The sequence below is a fragment of the Nonomuraea sp. NPDC001831 genome, from assembly GCF_042892035.1.
In the GTDB taxonomy this organism is placed as follows: domain Bacteria; phylum Actinomycetota; class Actinomycetes; order Streptosporangiales; family Streptosporangiaceae; genus Nonomuraea.
This window is the reverse complement of the sequence record NZ_JBIATU010000001.1, coordinates 1,179,183-1,195,783: the sequence shown is the minus strand read 5'-3', so window position 1 is coordinate 1,195,783 and position 16,601 is coordinate 1,179,183. Positions and strand designations below refer to the sequence as shown.

The 16,601-nt window shown below is 72.6% G+C and carries 17 protein-coding genes; 10 read left to right on the top strand and 7 right to left on the bottom strand.

Annotated elements, in window-relative coordinates:
• Positions 1-27: 27 nt before the first annotated feature.
• On the bottom strand, positions 28-561 hold the full coding sequence (locus ACFYYW_RS05260; protein ID WP_387645316.1) for a carboxymuconolactone decarboxylase family protein: 534 nt from the start codon (positions 559-561) through the stop codon (positions 28-30).
• 88 nt (positions 562-649) lie between these two features.
• Between ACFYYW_RS05260 and ACFYYW_RS05255 the strand changes: the two genes are divergently transcribed.
• From ACFYYW_RS05255 to ACFYYW_RS05240, 4 genes are all read left to right on the top strand, one after another.
• A complete protein-coding gene (locus tag ACFYYW_RS05255) occupies positions 650-1,267 on the top strand; it encodes a DUF4142 domain-containing protein (protein WP_387645313.1) in 618 nt (205 codons plus the stop codon).
• A 74-nt stretch (positions 1,268-1,341) separates the two neighbouring features.
• Positions 1,342-1,797 (top strand): hypothetical protein, encoded by a 456-nt coding sequence (locus ACFYYW_RS05250; RefSeq protein WP_387645311.1) that lies wholly within the window; start codon positions 1,342-1,344, stop codon positions 1,795-1,797.
• A gap of 153 nt (positions 1,798-1,950) precedes the next feature.
• Positions 1,951-2,634, top strand: coding sequence for a hypothetical protein (locus ACFYYW_RS05245; protein WP_387645308.1), 684 nt, complete (start codon positions 1,951-1,953; stop codon positions 2,632-2,634).
• Positions 2,635-2,784: 150 nt separating this feature from the next.
• A complete protein-coding gene (locus tag ACFYYW_RS05240) occupies positions 2,785-3,522 on the top strand; it encodes a copper resistance protein CopC (RefSeq protein WP_387645305.1) in 738 nt (245 codons plus the stop codon).
• Positions 3,523-3,582: 60 nt separating this feature from the next.
• Here ACFYYW_RS05240 and ACFYYW_RS05235 read toward each other — a convergent pair whose 3' ends face one another.
• The 3 genes from ACFYYW_RS05235 to ACFYYW_RS05225 all read right to left on the bottom strand — a co-directional run bounded on the left by ACFYYW_RS05235 (position 3,583) and on the right by ACFYYW_RS05225 (position 6,473).
• A complete protein-coding gene (locus tag ACFYYW_RS05235; RefSeq protein WP_387645302.1) occupies positions 3,583-4,830 on the bottom strand; it encodes an MFS transporter in 1,248 nt (415 codons plus the stop codon).
• Positions 4,827-5,918 carry a PLP-dependent cysteine synthase family protein gene (locus ACFYYW_RS05230; RefSeq protein ID WP_387645300.1) on the bottom strand — a complete coding sequence of 364 codons (1,092 nt, stop codon included), beginning with the start codon at positions 5,916-5,918 and terminating at the stop codon, positions 4,827-4,829. The genes ACFYYW_RS05235 and ACFYYW_RS05230 overlap by 4 nt, the downstream gene beginning before the upstream one ends.
• Before the next feature lie 90 nt (positions 5,919-6,008).
• Positions 6,009-6,473, bottom strand: a complete 465-nt coding sequence (locus ACFYYW_RS05225) for a hypothetical protein (protein ID WP_364421052.1) — start codon at positions 6,471-6,473, stop codon at positions 6,009-6,011.
• A gap of 412 nt (positions 6,474-6,885) precedes the next feature.
• Here ACFYYW_RS05225 and ACFYYW_RS05220 point away from each other — a divergent pair, with 412 nt between their 5' ends.
• From ACFYYW_RS05220 to atpE, 5 genes are all read left to right on the top strand, one after another.
• On the top strand, positions 6,886-8,037 hold the full coding sequence (locus tag ACFYYW_RS05220) for an aminotransferase class V-fold PLP-dependent enzyme (RefSeq protein WP_387645297.1): 1,152 nt from the start codon (positions 6,886-6,888) through the stop codon (positions 8,035-8,037).
• Between the two features lie 67 nt (positions 8,038-8,104).
• Entirely contained in the window at positions 8,105-8,494 is a 390-nt protein-coding gene (locus ACFYYW_RS05215) for an ArsR/SmtB family transcription factor (RefSeq protein WP_387645294.1), read from the top strand.
• On the top strand, positions 8,494-9,393 hold the full coding sequence (locus tag ACFYYW_RS05210; protein ID WP_387645291.1) for a cation diffusion facilitator family transporter: 900 nt from the start codon (positions 8,494-8,496) through the stop codon (positions 9,391-9,393). Before ACFYYW_RS05215 ends, ACFYYW_RS05210 begins: the two co-directional genes overlap by 1 nt.
• Positions 9,394-9,546: 153 nt before the next feature.
• Positions 9,547-11,118 (top strand): M28 family metallopeptidase, encoded by a 1,572-nt coding sequence (locus ACFYYW_RS05205; protein WP_387645288.1) that lies wholly within the window; start codon positions 9,547-9,549, stop codon positions 11,116-11,118.
• Between the two features lie 206 nt (positions 11,119-11,324).
• On the top strand, positions 11,325-11,558 hold the full coding sequence (gene atpE, locus ACFYYW_RS05200) for an ATP synthase F0 subunit C (RefSeq protein WP_352329951.1): 234 nt from the start codon (positions 11,325-11,327) through the stop codon (positions 11,556-11,558).
• 130 nt (positions 11,559-11,688) lie between these two features.
• On the opposite strand, the gene ACFYYW_RS05195 is transcribed toward atpE, so the two are convergent.
• The 3 genes from ACFYYW_RS05195 to ACFYYW_RS05185 form a co-directional block, all read right to left on the bottom strand.
• Complete coding sequence (locus ACFYYW_RS05195; protein ID WP_387645285.1) at positions 11,689-13,473, bottom strand: DUF4132 domain-containing protein; 1,785 nt, start codon at positions 13,471-13,473, stop codon at positions 11,689-11,691.
• Between the two features lie 81 nt (positions 13,474-13,554).
• On the bottom strand, positions 13,555-13,908 hold the full coding sequence (locus tag ACFYYW_RS05190) for a VOC family protein (protein ID WP_387645282.1): 354 nt from the start codon (positions 13,906-13,908) through the stop codon (positions 13,555-13,557).
• A gap of 66 nt (positions 13,909-13,974) precedes the next feature.
• Positions 13,975-14,958 (bottom strand): helix-turn-helix transcriptional regulator, encoded by a 984-nt coding sequence (locus ACFYYW_RS05185; protein WP_387645279.1) that lies wholly within the window; start codon positions 14,956-14,958, stop codon positions 13,975-13,977.
• Between the two features lie 66 nt (positions 14,959-15,024).
• Between ACFYYW_RS05185 and ACFYYW_RS05180 the strand changes: the two genes are divergently transcribed.
• On the top strand, positions 15,025-16,503 hold the full coding sequence (locus tag ACFYYW_RS05180; protein WP_387645276.1) for an MFS transporter: 1,479 nt from the start codon (positions 15,025-15,027) through the stop codon (positions 16,501-16,503).
• Positions 16,504-16,601: the final 98 nt, after the last annotated feature.

Genomic DNA, 16,601 nt, shown 5'->3' with positions numbered 1-16,601 from the left:
GATCGCCATGAGCCAGTACATCACGAGCTAACCCCTGGCCTGCTCCGCTTCCGGCTGGTTCCCCACGAGCAGGTTGAACGCGCCGGTCAGCAGGTTGAGCGAGACCAGGCCGACGACCTCGGCGATCACCCGGTCGCTCCAGCCGAGCGAGCGCAGCCCGGCCACCTCCTCGTCGGTGATGGACGACGGCTCGACCAGCACCCGCACCGCCACCGAGATCAGGGCGGCCTCCCGCGCGTCGGCCGAGGTGCCCTGGCGGGCCAGCGCGACGTCGGCCTCGCTCAGCCCGGCGGCCAGCGCGCCCTCGGTGTGCGCGGCCAGGCACGTGCCGCAGCCGATCCACTCCTGCACGGCCAGGGAGATCTTCTCGCTGAGCGCGCGCGGGATCTTCACCCGCTTCATCGCCCGGGAGAAGTCCAGGTATCCCTGGAGCAACGCGGGCGAGTGGGCCATCGTGGACACCATGTCACCCACCGCGCCGTGCCTGGCGACGATGTCGTCCAGGATCTGACGGGACTTCTCGGGGGCCTTCTCAGGAACAAGGGGTTCAAGACGTCTCATACGGCGCACTCTATACCCATAGGGGGTATGCAGGAAACCGGTCCCGGATCCGTTGAACCGGATCGGGCGGGCCCGCGTACCTTCGAGCATGCACAGGCTCCTGCGCAGTGAGATGTTCATGCTCGGCGGCTTCGTCGCGGCGGCGGCGGCGACGATCCTGCTGATCCTGCCTCCGTCGATCGACCCCGCGGACGCGCAACGGACCCTCACGCCCTCGGGCCCCCTCTCGGCCGCCGACGTCGACCTGCTGATCAAGGTGCGGCAGGCCGGCCTTTGGGAGATGCCCGCCGGCGAGTACGCCGCCACCCGCGCCCAGTCGCAGCGCGTCAAGCAGGTCGGCAAGCAGATCATGGGCGAGCACCAGAAGCTGGACCAGATGACCCGCGACACCGCGGCCAGACTCGGCGTCGCCCTGCCCGACCAGCCCAACCCCGACCAGCAGCGCTGGCTGGCCCAGCTCGCGGCCGAGAGCGGCCCGGCCTTCGACCAGGACTACGCGAACCTGCTGCGCGCCGCGCACGGCAAGGTCTTCGGCACCCTGGCGCTCGTCCGGGCCGGGACCAGGAACGCCGAGATCCGCAAGTTCGCCCAGGAAGGCATCAACTTCGTCATGCGCCACATGACGTACCTCGAATCGACCGGCCTGGTGAACCACAACCAGCTCCCCGAGCCCCCGCTCCCCTCCCCCGCCCCGCCCACTTCCTGACCATGCCGGCCCCTGGAAGCGCGTCTTTCCACGGGGGACCGGTCCCATCGACACTCCGGCGGAACACCGACCTCATGCCCGAACCCCTCGAAGCACCCGTCCGCGCGTCGCGGCAGGCGATCGCCGCCCTGGGCATCGCCCTGCTGGCGGGGTGCGCGGCCGCCCCCGTCCCCCAGGGGCAGCCGGCGCACCACCACGGCGCCGCTCCCCCCGCCCCCGCCGTCGCCGTCGCGCCGAAGGTGCCGGCCGGCGACATGAAACAGCTCACCACGCTGCTCGGCTGCCCCGCCGGCAAGCTGCAGACCGACGCCGCCGAGCTGCGGCAGGCGGCCTGCGACAGCCCGCAGGGCCGCCTGACGATCGTGACGTTCAGCACAGACAAGGGCAAACGAGACTGGCTCGACATCGCCCAGGCGTACGGCGGCGCGTACCTGGTCGGCGACCGCTGGGTCGTCGTCGCCACGGCCGACCTGCTGGAACGGTTGCGCGACCGCCTGGGCGGCGAACTCCAGACCCCGCGACATCATTGACCTCCCAGCCGCGCCGGCTCCCCGTCGCGCCGGCCCGGCGCGCCCGCGTGTCACGCCTGCCCGGTGCGTCCGCTTGGCGCGTCCGCGTGTCGCGCCCGCCCGGTGCGCAAGGACGCGGATGACGGCCCGGCCGGGCTCTGGCACGATGGCCGGATGCAGGTCGCCCGTCCCGTGGTCCGCGCGCTTCGCGCCGCGGTGTTCACGGCCGTGTGCGTCCTGGCCTCGGCGGCGCTGCACACGCTGGTCGGCGGCACGGCGATCGCGCCCGGCCCGCTGGCCCTGGCCGTCGCGGCGACCTTCGCGGCCGCCTACGCCGCCGGTTCCCGTCCCCGCGGATGGGCGCCCCTGCTGACCATGTGCGTGGCCGCCCAGTACGGCCTCCACGAGCTCTTCGACGCCTCCGAGTCCGCCCGCTACGGCCTGAGCCACCTGCTCGACACCTCCACGCCATCCTTCGCCGGTCCTTCCGCCGGCCCGTTCGCCGGACCCTTCGCGGGCCCGTTCGCCGGGCCGCCCGCCGGGGGCGGCGCCCACGGGCACGGCTCCTCCGGGATGGTGGTGATCCACCTGGCGGTGGCCGTCTCGTCGAGCTGGTGGCTGGCCCGCGGGGACGCGGCGCTGGCGGCGTTGCTGCGGTTGAGCACGGTACGGCTGGCCCGGTTGTGGGCCGTGCTGTGCGACTGGCTGTCCGTCCTGGCCCCGCCGCCCGCCGGGCCCGCCCGCGCGTGCCCGCTGTGGCCGCCGGTGGTGGGTCACCGGGCGCTGCTGCTGGCCCCGGTGCTCTCCCGGCGCGGGCCGCCCCGCCCGGCTGCGCACGCCTGGCCGTCCGGCCGCTGACGTTCCCCGTCATGCGGCGGGTCCGGCGTGCCTCCCGGCAGGCAGACGACCCAGCCGGCGCCGCCGCGGCACGCCCTCCGCGTCCCGTCGCGCGCCGGACTGCATGTCCATCCGGCGGTCGAGCCGGATCCAGGAACCTCGGAGTGCGCAGTGATTCATCCCCTTCGTCCCGCACGTCGCCCGTTCCGGGCGGCCCTTCGTGCCGCGCGTCCCCCGTTCCGGGCAGCCCTTCGTGCCGGTGTCGCCGTCGGTGGCGCCGTCCTGGTGCTGCTGGCCGCCGCGCCCGCCGCGCTGGCCCATGACCGGCTGAAGAGCAGTTCCCCCGCCGACGGCGCCAAGCTCGCGCGGGTGGAGAGCATCGAGCTGGAGTTCACCTCCCGCATGACCCTGCCGACCCTCGTGCTCGACGGCCCGGCGGGCGAGAACCTGCCGCTGGGCAAGCCGCGGGCCCAGGGCGTCACGGTGAAGGCCGAGCCGGCCGCGCCGCTGGAGCCCGGCCGGTACCGGCTGGCCTGGCGGGTGGTCTCCTCCGACGGCCACCCGATCGCCGGCGAGCTGCGCTTCACCGTCACCGCCCCAGCCACCCCGACCGAGACCCCGACCGAGACCCCGACCGAGACCACGTCCGAGACCCCGATCTCGTCCGAGACCCCGATCTCGTCCGAGACCCCGATCTCGTCCGAGACCCCCGCCTCGACCGGGACTCCGGCCGAGGTCGCCCCGGCGGCCTCCCCGTCACCGGTCGCCCAGGCCGAGGCGGAGACGGGCTCGGGCGGCGTGCCCGGCTGGTTGTGGGTGGCCGCGGCGGCACTGGTGGCGGGCGGAGCCGCGACCGTCGTGGCCGGCCGCCGCAGACGCGCCACCGGGGACGCCGACCCCACGCCCTGACCGCGTCGCGGGCCCACGAGATCGCCATGCGCCCCAGGCTCTGACCAGGTCGCGAACGAGCTAGGTGGCCATGGTGGCCGGGAGGCGTGGCCGCAGGGCGTTGCGGTGTTCCAGGCGGGCCACCGCCAGGGCCGAGACCAGCCCCGCGAAGGTCAGTGACAACCAGGGCAGGCCCGCCCAGCCCGCGTCGGCGGCCACGTCCAGCAGCGCGCCCGACAGCAGGTTCCCGGCCAGGATCCCCGCGCCGGACGCCAGGTTGTACAGGCCGTAGTAGGTGCCGACCAGCTCCTCGCCCGCCATGTCGGCGATGGTGGCCATCTCGAAGGGGAAGGCCACCAGCGTCCCGGCGCCGAGCAGCAGCGCGCACACCAGCGCGGCCGTCAGCGTCGCCGCCCGCGGCAGGTGGAGCTGCGCGGCGGCGACCATGGGCAGGAAGGCCGCCCCCATGAGGGCCAGCCCGCGGGTGATCGCCTGGCCGCGGCTCCACCGTTCGCCGCACCAGGCGGTCAGGCGCACCTGCCCGGCGATGCCGAGCAGCGCCGACACCGCGTACAGGGCGGTCACCGCCCACTGGCCGCCGCCGGCCCGCTGCACCTCCAGCGGCAGTGCGAGGTACATCTGGTACGACAGCGCGTACGAAGCGATCATCGACGCCGCGAACGAGACGAACGCCCGGTCACCGAACGCCTGCCGCCAAGCCCGCAGCACCGGCTGCCGCGCCCGCCCCGGCTCCCGGGGCCGCGCGGGCAGGTAGAACCCTTGAAGCACGGTCAGGACGGCGAAGATCCCCGCCGCTCCCAGGCACACCGCGGTGAACCCGCCCGCCAGCAGCAGCACCCCGAGCAGCGGCCCGAGCAGGATGCCGCCCTGGTAGAACACGTTGAACACGGCGAAGGCGGCCACCTTGCGCTCCCCGGCCGCGGCAGCCAGGTACGCGCGGGCGGCCGGGTTGAACAGCGCCCCCGCCAGCCCCGTGATCACCGCGGCCGCCACCAGCAGCGGCAGCGACGTGGTGAGCCCGAACAGCGCGAACCCCACGGTACGCAGGGCGCACCCCGCCATGATCATGGGTTTGTGCCCGAACCGGTCGGCCAGCGTGCCGCCGATCAGGAACATGCCCTGCTGGCTGGCGTTGCGCAGGCCGAGGATGAGCCCGATCGTCCAGGCGGCGAGCCCCGCGCCGGCCGAGAGGTGCTGGGCGAGGTAGGGCATCAGCATGTAGAAGCCGATGTTGATGCCCGCCTGGTTGACCTGCAGCAGCCGGATCGGCCGGTCGAAGGAGCGGAACTGCGCCAGCGTGGCCTTCATCGCCTGCCCGCCAGCGGGTCGCGGACGGCGGCACAGCGGCTCCAGCGGCGTACCTCGCGCTCGGCGGGGTCGTCCAGTTCGTCGGGCTCGTCGGCGGGGGTGACGCCGAGCAGGCCGTGGGCGCGGCAGTAGCCGTCGTCGAAGACGGTGTTCCAGTAGCGCCAGGGCCCGTCGGGGAAGACGGCGACGACGCAGCCGCCCGGCCCGGCCCGTCCGGCCAGCCAGCGGGCCACGAGGCTGACGGCTCCGGTGCTCCAGCCGCCGGAGACGTAGTGCTGGGCGGCCAGGGTGCGGCAGGCCCACACCGCCTCGGCGGCGCTCACCCAGTGGACCTCGTCGAAGGCGTCGTAGGCGACGTTGGCGGGGTGGATGCTGGAGCCCAGGCCGCGCATCAGGCGGTGGCGGTCGGGCTGCCCGAAGATGGTCGAGCCGACGGTGTCGACGCCGACCAGCCGCAGCCGGGGCAGGTGGCGGCGCAGCTCGCGGGTGATGCCCGCGCTGTGCCCGCCGGTGCCGACCGAGCAGACCAGCGTGTCGATGTGCGGGAGCTGCGACAGCAGCTCGCGGGCCAGCCCGGCGTAGGCGGCCACGTTGTCGGGGTTGCCGTACTGGTCGGGGCAGTAGGAGCCGGGCAGCTCGGCCAGCAGCTCCTCGACCCGGTCGCGGCGGGCCCGCTGCCAGCCGCCGGTGGGATGCGGCTCCGGCACGATCTCCAGCCGTACGCCGTAGCAGGTCAGCAGCCGTTGCATGAGCGGTTCCATGCCGGGGTCTGCGACCAGGACGACCGGATGGCCGAAGGTGATGCCGGCCAGGGCCAGCCCGAGTCCGAGGGTGCCGCTGGTGGACTCGACGATCGTCGCGCCGGGGGCCAGCTCGCCCCTGGCGCGGGCCTGCCGGACCATGTGCAGGGCGGGCCGGTCCTTGATGCCGCCCGGGTTGAAGCCCTCCAGCTTGGCCCAGAAGCCGCCGCCGTCCGCGACGAACGGCGCGGCGACGAACGCCAGCGGTGTGTTTCCGACGGTTACGCAAATACCCGAATTGCCGATGGCGGGCAGAATGTCAGGGCGCGGCAAAGTGTCGTACGACATTGGTTGTTATCCCCGAGATGAACGGCGCTCGCGCGGCACGGAAGACGCCGCGGGCGCGATGGAAAAGGACGGCGACGAAAGACGCGCGTCCTATATGCGCATCACGCGGAGATTTTCCTGGCCGGAAACGGCCTGCCGCGAGGCGGCCCGCGGCGCGGGCCGTACGGCCCCGGACCCGACGGCCGCGGGCCCGGCGGCGAGCGCCGGGACGGCGGCCACGGCCGGCGCGGCGGCGGTGGCCGTGGTGGCCGCGCACTCCTGCTCGGTGCCGTGCAGGTGGCCCGGCGGCAGCTCGCCGTGCAGGCACCCGGCGTCGCGCACCGGCATCCGCCCGGACAGCCATCTGACGTGCCGGTGTACGTCGAGGTGGGCGCTCTGGGCGGACGGAGCGGGGCCGCCCTGGGCCCGCTCGGACAGCTCGACGGCCGCGCACGCGCCGCCGTGCGCGAACACGACGGTGATCAGCAGGGCGAGGGCCAGCATCGCGTGCGGCCACCACCGGCCGGCCCCCGGGACGGGCGGGCGGAGCGCGCGGGCTGACCTGGTCGTGAGCATCACCGCAGATCATGCCCGCCACGCGGCGCGGCGCGCCGGGAAAAGGCCAAGGCCGAGGTAAAGAAATTCCCGGCGCACGGGAATCGCCGCCACCGCCCCTCTCCGGCGCCCGCGATTTCCCGCCGGACGGCGGGAACGACGGCGAGCCTTTTTCGCCACGCGGCGAGAACGACGGCGAGCCTTTTTCGCCGCGCGGCGACATCTCCGCGACACTGGCATTCGCCCGGCGCGGCCCCGATTCCGCGCCGCCCGATCTTGGGGGTGTCTCATAGTTCTGTCCAGACGCGCGGTCATCGCCGGGGCCGGCGCGCTGGCCGCGCTCCCGCAGGCGCTCCCCCGAGCGCTCCCCCAGGCCGCCGCCGACGCCACCGACGCCACGGCCCTGGCCCGGGACGAACGCTTCTGGGCGGGTGTGGCCCGGCAGTTCCGGGTCAGCGACGACTTCGTCAACCTGGAGAACGGCTACTACGGGATCATGCCGGAGCCGGTCCGGCGCGCCTACCACCGCAACGTCGACGTCCTCAACGCCCGCAACTCCCACCTGCTGCGCACGGCGTACAAGGCCAGGGCCGACGAGGTGCGCGACCGGATCGCCGCGCTGCTCGGGGTCACTCGTGCGGAGATCGCGCTCACCCGGGGCGGCACCGAGGCGCTGCAGAACCTCATCTCCGGCTACCGGCGGCTGCGGCCCGGCGACGCCGTGCTCTACGCCGACCTGGACTACCCCTCCGCCCAGCACACCATGAACTGGCTGGCCGGGCGGCGCGCGGCCACGGTCGCCCGGTTCGTCCTCCCCGAGCCCGCCACCCGGCAGGCGGCGCTGGACGCCTACGAGCGGGCGCTGCGGACCACCTCGAGGGCCCGCCTGCTGCTGCTGTCGCACATGAACAACCGCACCGGCCTGGTGCTGCCGGTCCGGGAGATCGTCGCGATGGCCCGCGAGCGCGGCGTGGACGTCGTCGTGGACGCCGCCCACTCCTGGGGGCAGCTCGACTTCACGCTGCCCGACCTCGACGCCGACTTCGCCGCGTTCTCGCTGCACAAGTGGATCGGCGCGCCCCTCGGGACCGGGTTCCTCTTCATCCGCCGGGACCGGCTGGCCGACATCGAGCCCGTCTTCGGCGACGAGAGCTTCCCGGCCGGCGACATCCGCTCGCGGGTCCACTCGGGCACCATGGACGTCGCGGCGCCCCTCACGGTCCCCGACGCGCTCGACTTCCATCTGCGGCTCGGCGCGGCCGTCAAGCAGGCGAGGCTGCGGCACCTGCGCGACCGCTGGGTGAGCCAGGTCCGCGACCTGCCGGGCCTGCAGATCCTCACCCCGGACGAGCCCGGCATGTACGGCGCGATCACCGCCTTCCGCATCACCGGCCGCACCTCCACGGCCGACAACGAGGCCGTCGCCGCCACCCTGCTGGACGCCTACGGCCTCTACACGGTCGCCCGCACGGGCATGGCCGGGGGCGACGCCGTCCGGGTCACGCCGGCGCTGTTCACCTCGGCGGCGCAGGTGGACCGGCTGGCGGCGGCGCTGCGGCGGCTGACCCCGCGGCTGCGGGCCTGAGGCAGGTTGACAGATCACCGACATGTCCCGCCAGGTTAGATATGTGAACAGTTCTTCAGATGACCACGTGTTGGCCGTGGACGGCTGCGCGGTCAAGGTGGTGGACGCCGACCGCGTCGCGGCCGTGCACGAGCGCATGCCCGCCGCCGCGGACCTGGCCGACACCGCCGACGTCTTCGGCCTGCTGTCCGACCCCAACCGGCTGAAGCTGCTGGTCGCCCTGCTGGACGGCGAGCTGTGCGTGTGCGACCTGGCGGCGGTGACCGGGCAGAGCGAGTCGGCGGTCTCCCACGCGCTGCGCCTGCTGCGCGCCCATCGCATCGTGGCCGCCCGCCGTTCGGGCCGGATGGCGTACTACCGGCTGGCGGATCCGCACGTACGGATGCTGCTGGACCTGGCGCTGGCCCACACCGAGCACACCGAGGCCATCCACCCGGAGCGGGAGGGCGAGCGCTGATGGGCGTGGGTCACGGGCACGGGCACGCGGGGGCCCGGCACCGCTGGCGGCTGGCGGTGTCGTTCGTCCTGATCGGTGGGTTCTTCCTGGTCGAGCTGGTCTACGGGCTGATCTCGGGGTCGCTGGCCCTGATGTCGGACGCCGGGCACATGGCCGCGGACGTGGTCACGCTCGGCGCGGCGCTGGTCGCCACCAGGATCGCCGCCCGCCCCGACACCACCGGCCGGCGCAGCTACGGCTCCTACCGGGCCGAGGTGTTCGCCTCGCTGCTGGCCGTCGTGCTGATGCTCGGCGTCGCCCTGTACGTCGTGATCGAGGCCGTCGGCCGCCTCGGCCGGAACGCCGAGGTCTCCTCCGGCCCGATGCTCGTCGTCGGCGCCATCGGCCTCGTGGTGAACCTCGTGGCCCTGCTCCTGCTGCGCTCCGGCGCGCGCGAGAGCCTCAACGTCAAGGGCGCCTACCTGGAGGTCGTGGCCGACACCGCCGGGTCGGTCGGCGTCATCGTGGCGGGGTGGCTGGTGGCCGCGACCGGGCATGCGTTCTGGGACACCGTCGTCGCGCTGGCCATCGGTGTGTTCGTCGCCGTCCGCGCCGTGTCGCTGGGGCGGCAGGTCTTCGCCGTCCTGGGGCAGCACGTGCCCGAGGGCATCGACGCCGCCGCCGTGGCGGCCGACCTGGCGGCCATCGACGGCGTGCACAACGTGCACGACCTGCACCTGTGGACGCTCACCTCCGGCATGAACGTGGCCACCGCGCACCTGGTCACCGCCGAGCCGGGCGACAACCACGCCGTTCTGGACCGGGCCCGCGACGTGCTGCGGGAGCGCCACCACATCGCGCACGCCACGTTGCAGGTGGAGCCGGTCGACCACCAGGGCTGCGACGAACTGGGCTGGTAGCGGGCGGCACGCCGCCCCTGCCGTCCCCGGGATGCACTTGTCCAACATTGGACGACTCAAATTCTTCCCACGGGTGGATTTGTCGGCTTATGTATTCTCCTGGGCCGCTGAATCGGGAAAGACACCTGTTTCATCTCAGTTCGAGGAGCTCGTATGCGCATCACCCTGCGCAGAGGCGCCTTCCGCGTCCTTGCGACGGCCGCGGCACTGTCCCTGCCTCTGGCTCTCCTTCCGACCGCGGCACAGGCGGACCCCGCGCCTGCCCCGGCCGAGAAGAAGCTGATCGACTCGGTCACCGCCCCCGCGGTGAAGAAACATCTACAGGCGTTGCAGAACATCGCCGACGCCAACAACGGCAACCGCGCCGCCGGCACCAGCGGCCACCTGGCCTCGCGGGACTACGTCGCCGCCAGGCTCAAGAAGGCCGGGTACAACGTCACCCTCCAGCCGTTCGACATCGCCTACTTCGAGGAGAAGTCCACGGCGCTGATGGAGCGCGTCTCCCCCAGCCCGCGCGTCTTCACCCCGACCCCGCCCGACGGCTCCACCGTCGGCGAGTTCGCCACCATGACCTACTCCGGGTCCGGCGAGGTCACCGCGTCGCTGCAGAACGTGGACCTGGTCCTGCCGCCCGGCCCGACGCCCAGCAGTTCCAACTCCGGGTGCGAGGCGGCCGACTTCGCCGGGTTCACGCCGGGCAACATCGCGCTGCTGCAGCGCGGCACCTGCGACTTCGTGGTCAAGGCGAACAACGCCAAGGCCGCCGGCGCCGTCGCGGTGATCGTCTTCAACGAGGGCCAGCCGGGCCGGACCGCGACCCTGCGCGGGAACCTCGGCACGCCCGTCACCATCCCCGTGCTGGGCACCAGTTTCGCCGTCGGCCAGGAACTGGCCACGACCGGCGGCGTGATCCACATCAAGACCGACACCGTCAGCGAGATGCGCACCACCTACAACGTCATCGCCGACTCCAAGTGGGGCGACCCGAACAAGGTGGTCATGTCCGGCGCCCACCTCGACTCCGTCCCGGCCGGGCCCGGCATCAACGACGACGGCTCCGGCACCTCCGCCACGCTCGCCGTCGCCGAGGCCCTGGGCAAGATCCCGACCCGCAACCGGCTGCGCTTCGCCTGGTGGAGCGCCGAGGAGCTGGGCCTGCTCGGCTCGATCCACTACGTGGAGACCCTGCCCGCGGCCGAGCTGTCCAAGATCAAGCTCTTCCTCGACTACGACATGCTCGGCTCCACCAACTACGCCTTCAAGATCTACGACGGCGACGACTCCGACGGCGTCGGCGCCCCGGCGGGCCCGCCCGGCTCCGACGAGATCGAGAAACTCTACGAGAAGTACTTCGACCTGCTGCACCAGGGGCACAACGGCACCGACTTCGACGGCCGCTCCGACTACGGCCCGTTCATCGAGGCCGGCATCCCCTCCGGCGGCGTGTTCACCGGCGCCGAGGGCATCAAGACGCCCGAGGAGGCCGCGATCTTCGGCGGCACCGCCGGACAGCCCTACGACCCCTGCTACCACCAGGCCTGCGACACCACCGCCAACATCAACGACAAGGCACTCGCGCTGAACACCGGCGCGGTCGCCACGGCGGCCGTCGTCTACGCCTACAGCCGCGACCTGCCCGGCCCCGACACCGCCCGGCCGGCCGCCAAGGCCCGCGCCGCCACGAGCACCGTCAAGGCGACCATCGAAGGCAGGGAGACCCGCTGACCCCGGTCCTTCCGTGCGCCCGCGGCGGGCGCACGGAAGGACCCGCTCACGCGTTCTACATGTAGATCGATTTGTCCAGTACGCCGTTCAACGAGCATTTTGCGGATAAATTAGAGAAACGCCATCTTTTCTTTCTCGCGTCCACGGGCTGGAATGCAAGCAGACCAGCGATTCACTGCTTCACCGGACGCCAGAAAGGCGGCGCAATGCACGTACTCGCTCAAGTCTCCGGCAACATCACCGCCATCGGTTACGGTCTGGCCGCGATCGGCCCCGGCGTGGGCGTCGGCATCATCTTCGGCCAGGGCGTGCAGGCCATCGCCCGCCAGCCCGAGGCGTATCCGCTGATCCGCCAGAACATCCTGCTCGGTTTCGTCCTCACCGAGGCCCTTGCCCTGATCGGGCTGGTGGCGCCGTTCATCTTCCAGTTCCTCAAGTAATCGCCGCGTTTCACAAGGCGAATGGCGAATTCGAGCGGAAGATGGGTGGCGATGACCGTTCCGGAGTCACGCCACCCCCACGACCCGCGGCCGTCATCCTGGGCATCGTCGGGTCGGCACCGCAGGACTTCTAGTGCCAATATCCGTCGTAGTAGTCGACCAGATGCTGGGCGTCCTGGCCGGCCGAGGCGGCGGCGACCGTGAGGTCGGCCTCTCGGAAGATCTCCGACCGCACCAGCGGCGGCACCGACGCCACCGGCACCTCCTGGCCGTCACGGTGGAAGGTCATCGGGTTGGTCGCGCACAGCGCGTCCAGGTCCCAGCCCTCGTCGGACATGCCCTCGACGACGCGCAGCAGCCAGCGGGCCTGCCAGCCCCCCAGGTCGCGCACCACCTCGCCCTGCCCCTCGTGACAGTCGTGCTCCCAGTAGCCGATCGACACGCCGGTCCAGCCGTGCCGGATCAGCTCCGTCCGGGCCGGGCCGTAGCGCACGACGTGACCGGCGACGCGGTCCGGCTCCTCCGCGTACACCTCGCGGAGGACCTGTTCGAACGGCTGCGCCGGCCCCCTCTCACGCCATGCGCCCACCTCCTCGGCGCCCGCGTCGGCCGGGTGCCACAAGGCGACAGGGCCCTCGGGGCGCTGCCCGGCCAGTTCCCAGCCGTCGACGGTCCTGACGGGCAGCCCGGAAGGGCCGCCGGGGATCCGCCACACCAGGGCGCGTGCGTAGGGGCCGGTGACGGGGTGGTCGAGCAGGTGCTCGCCGACCTCACGCCAGGTCCATTCGCGCTGGTGGATGAGCGCCTGCTCCAGGCGGTGGCGCGCGACCGTGCGCGCCTGCTCGACCTCTCGGGGCGTGGCGGTGGCGGCGGGCGGCGTGCGGTCGAGGAACTGGTCGCGGGTCAGCGCGGCCGCGTCGGCGAGCGCGTCGAGCGCGCGCGTCACCTTCTCCTGTACGGACGCCACCCGCACCTGCGTCTGAACGAGCGCCAGCGGGGTGACGGTCTCGGGTCCGCCCCGGCGGGCCAGCCCGCCGACAGCCTCGTTGGCGACGGTCTCGCTGCGGCAGGTGGAGCCCGGGCCGTCGTGGCCGGTGCCGCAGGTGACGGCGGCGTCGGCGAGCAGCGACGGGACCCAAGGTTCGTCGATGACCTCGCAGGTCCGGATCAGGCCGCACGCCACCCAGACGGTCCGGCCCTTCAGGAAGCGGTCCTCGCTCCAGCTGATGCCGGCGTGGTGGCAGACGAACGGGCCGCCCCGGTAGGCGGCCAGGCGGGTGACCAGCTCGCGGACCAGGGCGACGGCCTCAGGGGTGAGCAGGCCGCCGACGACCGGCAACCAGCCGTCGCCTGGGGCCGGTGTGTCGGCGGTGGCCCAGTGACGCAGCAGCGGCGACATTCCGGCCAGGCGGACGCCGTACTCCTCGGCCAGCATCGTGGCGAAGGGGTCGGCCTCCCCGATCACGTTCCTGACCGCACCGGCTGAGCCCTCCTCGGTGAGCAGGCTCTCCAGGAGCGGCTGGAGCTCTCCGAGGTCCGTCAGGTGGCCGAACAGGTCGCGGCGCTGTTGCGGATGGAGCAGGTGGGCGGCCGACAGCGGGATCCGGTAGAGCTCCTCGTGGCGGGTGTGGCCCTGGCGGGCCCAGTAGCCGGCGCGTTCGGCCAGGTTCCAGGCGTCGTCGGGCGTCCAGTCGACGGCGCGCGCGGCCACGGTGCGGACCAGGCGCAGGACGCGCTCGTCGTAGTCGTGGCCGCCGTGCGGGCCGAGCCAGAGCTTGGTGTGGGCGTAGGTGCCGTAGAGGCGCCAGTCGGTGTCGGGACCGGGGTCGAGGCCCTGCTCGGTGAGGGCGTCGAAACGCCGGTATGCCTCCCTGGTAGTCGGTCCCAGATGGTCCCAATTGCCGGCGAACGTCACCCGGTGATCGTAGTCGACGTCCGAATGAAGATCGTCGTCCTGGACGACCGCCAGCGGGTCGCCCGCAGACCCGGGTGTTGCTCAGTGCTTCCGTTCGCCCAGGACGCAGAACTCGTTGCCCTCCGGGTCGAGGAGGGTCACCCAGTGCTGCTCGTCCTGCACGGTGTCGACGCGCCGGGCGCCGAGGGAGAGCAACCGGGCGACCTCGGCCTCCTGGTCGTCGGGGCGGAAGTCGGGGTGGAGCCGGTTCTTCGACGTCTTGCCCTCGGGGACCGGCACGAAGAGCAGCCCCGGCATCCGGTCCGGCTCAGGCCGGATCTCGATGATCTCCTCGGTCTCGTCGACCACGACCCAGCCGAGAGCCTCGGCCCACCAGCGCCCGAGAGCGACCGGGTCGGCGGAGTCGACGATGATCTGTTCCCATTCCAGTGCCATGAGCTTGAGCATAGACAGGACCACCGGCCCGGCCTCGGAGGGGTCACCTGCCGGCGGCGTCCCACCTCATTGCGCCGTACCCGTGGCGGATCCGAGTCCCCTGCTGATTCTGGTGCGCAGGGAGTGCAGGGCTTGCCGGAGTTCGGCCGGTTCGATGTCGGTGAGGTCGGCGTCGAAGGTGAGGAGCAGTCCTGCCAGTCCTGGCCATGACCATGCGCCGAGCGTGAGCCGGCACGTGCTCTCGGTGCGGTGTTCGACCGTCGATCCGCCGGGGGCGAACCGGGCGACGGTGGAGGCGGGCAGGGCGAGGGTGGCCGAGCCGCCGCATGGCCATGCGGCGGCGGCGTCTCCCCGGTCGGGTGCCGTCATGACGAAGGCGACGGGATCGCCGTGCGGGACGTCACGCCGGTCGAAGGGGGTGTGCGTGGGCAGGTGGGCTGTGATGCGATCCATGCGCATCGCGCGCCATCGGTCCGCATCGGGGTCGAACGCGACCAGGTACCAGCGCGCGGCCCAGACCACGAGGTCGTGCGGCTCCAGGGTGAGCGTGACGGGTTCGCCGTCGCCGGTGTAGTTCACCCGGACGAGGTGCCGCCGGTTGATCGCGCTGCCGACGGCGCGGACGACCTCGGCGTCGATCGGCGGCGCGGGGAACTCCCAGTAGTTGCGGGCGGAGGAGACGGTGAACGCCTCGGCGTGCCGGCGGCTGCGCGCGGGCATCGCCTGGTGCAGCGTGGCGAGAGCGCGGGCCGCGTTCTCGCGGATGCCGGACAGGACCGTCGGCACAGTCTGGAGCGCGACGGCGGCGGCCACGGCCTGGTCCTCGTCGAACACGACCGGCGGCAGGCGGGTGGCCCGGCCGAGCCGGTATCCCCCACCCGCTCCGCGGACGGCCTCGATCTCGTACCCGAGGTCCCGGAGCGTTTCGATGTCGCGGCGTACGGTTCTCACCGACGTTCCGAGCCGGGTGGCCAGGTCCTCGGCGGTCAGGGTCGAACCGATCCCGAAGATCGACAGCAGCTTGAGCGTCCGCGCGGAGGTGGCAGCCATGATTCCTCCTACTCTCTCACCGATAGCGGTCACTCGATGGCAACTATGCCGGAGATGGTGGCCGGCATGACCGATTCACCGCGTACCCGCGAGGGCGCTGTCACCCCTGAGGCTTCTCCGACACTCATCACCGGCGGCGGCGCGACCGCGGCGCTGCTGGTCGTGCTCTTCGGTTCGTTCATGGACCTGCTCGACGCGACGATCGTCACCGTCGCGGCCCCGGCGATGGCGCGGGACCTGGGCGCCGGCGACGCTCAGATCCAATGGACGATCGCCGCCTACACCCTCGCCCTGGGCGCGGGCCTGATCACCGGTGGACGACTCGGTGACCAGTACGGCCGCAAGCGGCTGTTCCTGATCGGGCTGGCCGGATTCCTGGTCACCTCGGCGCTGTGCGCGCTGGCCGCCGATCCGGGGATGCTCATCGGCATGCGGGCCGGACAGGGACTGACCGCCGGGATCATGGTCCCGCAGGTGTTCGGGATCATCCGGGCCTCATTCGCTCCTGGCGAGCGGGTCAAGGCGTTCGGCGCCTACGGAGCGGTCCAGGGCCTCGCCTCGGTCGCCGGTCCGCTGCTGGGCGGGCTGCTCGTCGATGCCGACCTGTTCGGCCTGGGCTGGCGCACGGTCTTCTGGATCAACGTGCCCGTCTCGATCCTGGCACTCGTCGTCGGCGCGAAGGTGCTGCCGGAGTCCCGCTCCGCCTCCACCGCGCGCCTGGACCTCCCAGGCGCGCTCCTCGCGGCCACGGGCATCCTGCTCCTGCTGCTGCCGATCATCCAGACAGGGACATGGGGGTGGACCTGGGCCGGCTACGCCCTCCTCGCGGCCGGAGTCGTCGTGCTCGCGATCTTCCTCGCCCACGAGCGCCGCCTCACCGCACGCGGAGACGAACCCGTCTTCGACCCGGCTCTGCTGAGAATCCGCGCCTTCACCGTCGGCCTGAGCGCCTCGGTGCTGTTCTTCGGTGGCATCGGCGCGTACTTTCTCACCCTGTCGGTCTACCTCCAGAACGGGACCGGCCGGACCGCGTGGGAGACCGGCCTGGTGATCCTTCCGTACGCGCTCGGCTCGATCATCACCTCCGGCCTCGGCGTCGCGCTCGCCGCCAAGGCGGGCAGAACGCTCCTGGTCGCCGGCTCGCTCACCATCGCGGCCGCTCAGCTCGTCCTGTGGGCCGTCGTCGAGGACGGCACCGATCCCGGATACTGGCTCCTCGCCCTCGCACTCTTCATCGGTGGCCTCGGGCTCGGTCTCGCCGCACCCGTTCTCGTCAACGTCGTCCTCGCCGGCGTCCCCGGACGCGACGCGGGCGCCGCGGGCGGGGTGCTGTCCACCGTCAACCAGATCGGCGGCGCCGCCGGCATCGCCGTGCTCGGCACGATCTTCTTCACCTCCGTCGCCGGTTCAGCCACCGGAGCGCCGGCGCTGCCCGACTACAGCCACGCGCTCGGCGTCGTCCTGGTCGTCTCCGCCGTGCTCTACCTGGTCACGGCCGTCGTGCTGCTCGCGCTCCCGAAAACCGCGGTCGAGCACGCCGAGTAGGCTCGGCGAGCCCGCGGCGCCGGCGAAGATCGTCGCTCTGACATCGCCGTTCATCGAGCCGGCCCAAGAGCCCCTGCTGGACCCGGCCACTCCGCCCT

Bases quoted from the DNA above. Each gene is read 5' to 3' on its own strand.
- ACFYYW_RS05205 (WP_387645288.1), top strand. From the start codon at position 9,547: ATGCGCATCACCCTGCGCAGAGGCGCCTTCCGCGTCCTTGCGACGGCC.
- ACFYYW_RS05250 (WP_387645311.1), top strand. From the start codon at position 1,342: ATGCCCGAACCCCTCGAAGCACCCGTCCGCGCGTCGCGGCAGGCGATC.
- ACFYYW_RS05260 (WP_387645316.1), bottom strand. From the start codon at position 561: ATGAGACGTCTTGAACCCCTTGTTCCTGAGAAGGCCCCCGAGAAGTCC.
- ACFYYW_RS05245 (WP_387645308.1), top strand. From the start codon at position 1,951: ATGCAGGTCGCCCGTCCCGTGGTCCGCGCGCTTCGCGCCGCGGTGTTC.
- atpE (WP_352329951.1), top strand. From the start codon at position 11,325: ATGCACGTACTCGCTCAAGTCTCCGGCAACATCACCGCCATCGGTTAC.
- ACFYYW_RS05190 (WP_387645282.1), bottom strand. From the start codon at position 13,908: ATGGCACTGGAATGGGAACAGATCATCGTCGACTCCGCCGACCCGGTC.
- ACFYYW_RS05235 (WP_387645302.1), bottom strand. From the start codon at position 4,830: ATGAAGGCCACGCTGGCGCAGTTCCGCTCCTTCGACCGGCCGATCCGG.
- ACFYYW_RS05225 (WP_364421052.1), bottom strand. From the start codon at position 6,473: ATGCTCACGACCAGGTCAGCCCGCGCGCTCCGCCCGCCCGTCCCGGGG.
- ACFYYW_RS05230 (WP_387645300.1), bottom strand. From the start codon at position 5,918: ATGTCGTACGACACTTTGCCGCGCCCTGACATTCTGCCCGCCATCGGC.
- ACFYYW_RS05210 (WP_387645291.1), top strand. From the start codon at position 8,494: ATGGGCGTGGGTCACGGGCACGGGCACGCGGGGGCCCGGCACCGCTGG.
- ACFYYW_RS05180 (WP_387645276.1), top strand. From the start codon at position 15,025: ATGACCGATTCACCGCGTACCCGCGAGGGCGCTGTCACCCCTGAGGCT.
- ACFYYW_RS05185 (WP_387645279.1), bottom strand. From the start codon at position 14,958: ATGGCTGCCACCTCCGCGCGGACGCTCAAGCTGCTGTCGATCTTCGGG.
- ACFYYW_RS05255 (WP_387645313.1), top strand. From the start codon at position 650: ATGCACAGGCTCCTGCGCAGTGAGATGTTCATGCTCGGCGGCTTCGTC.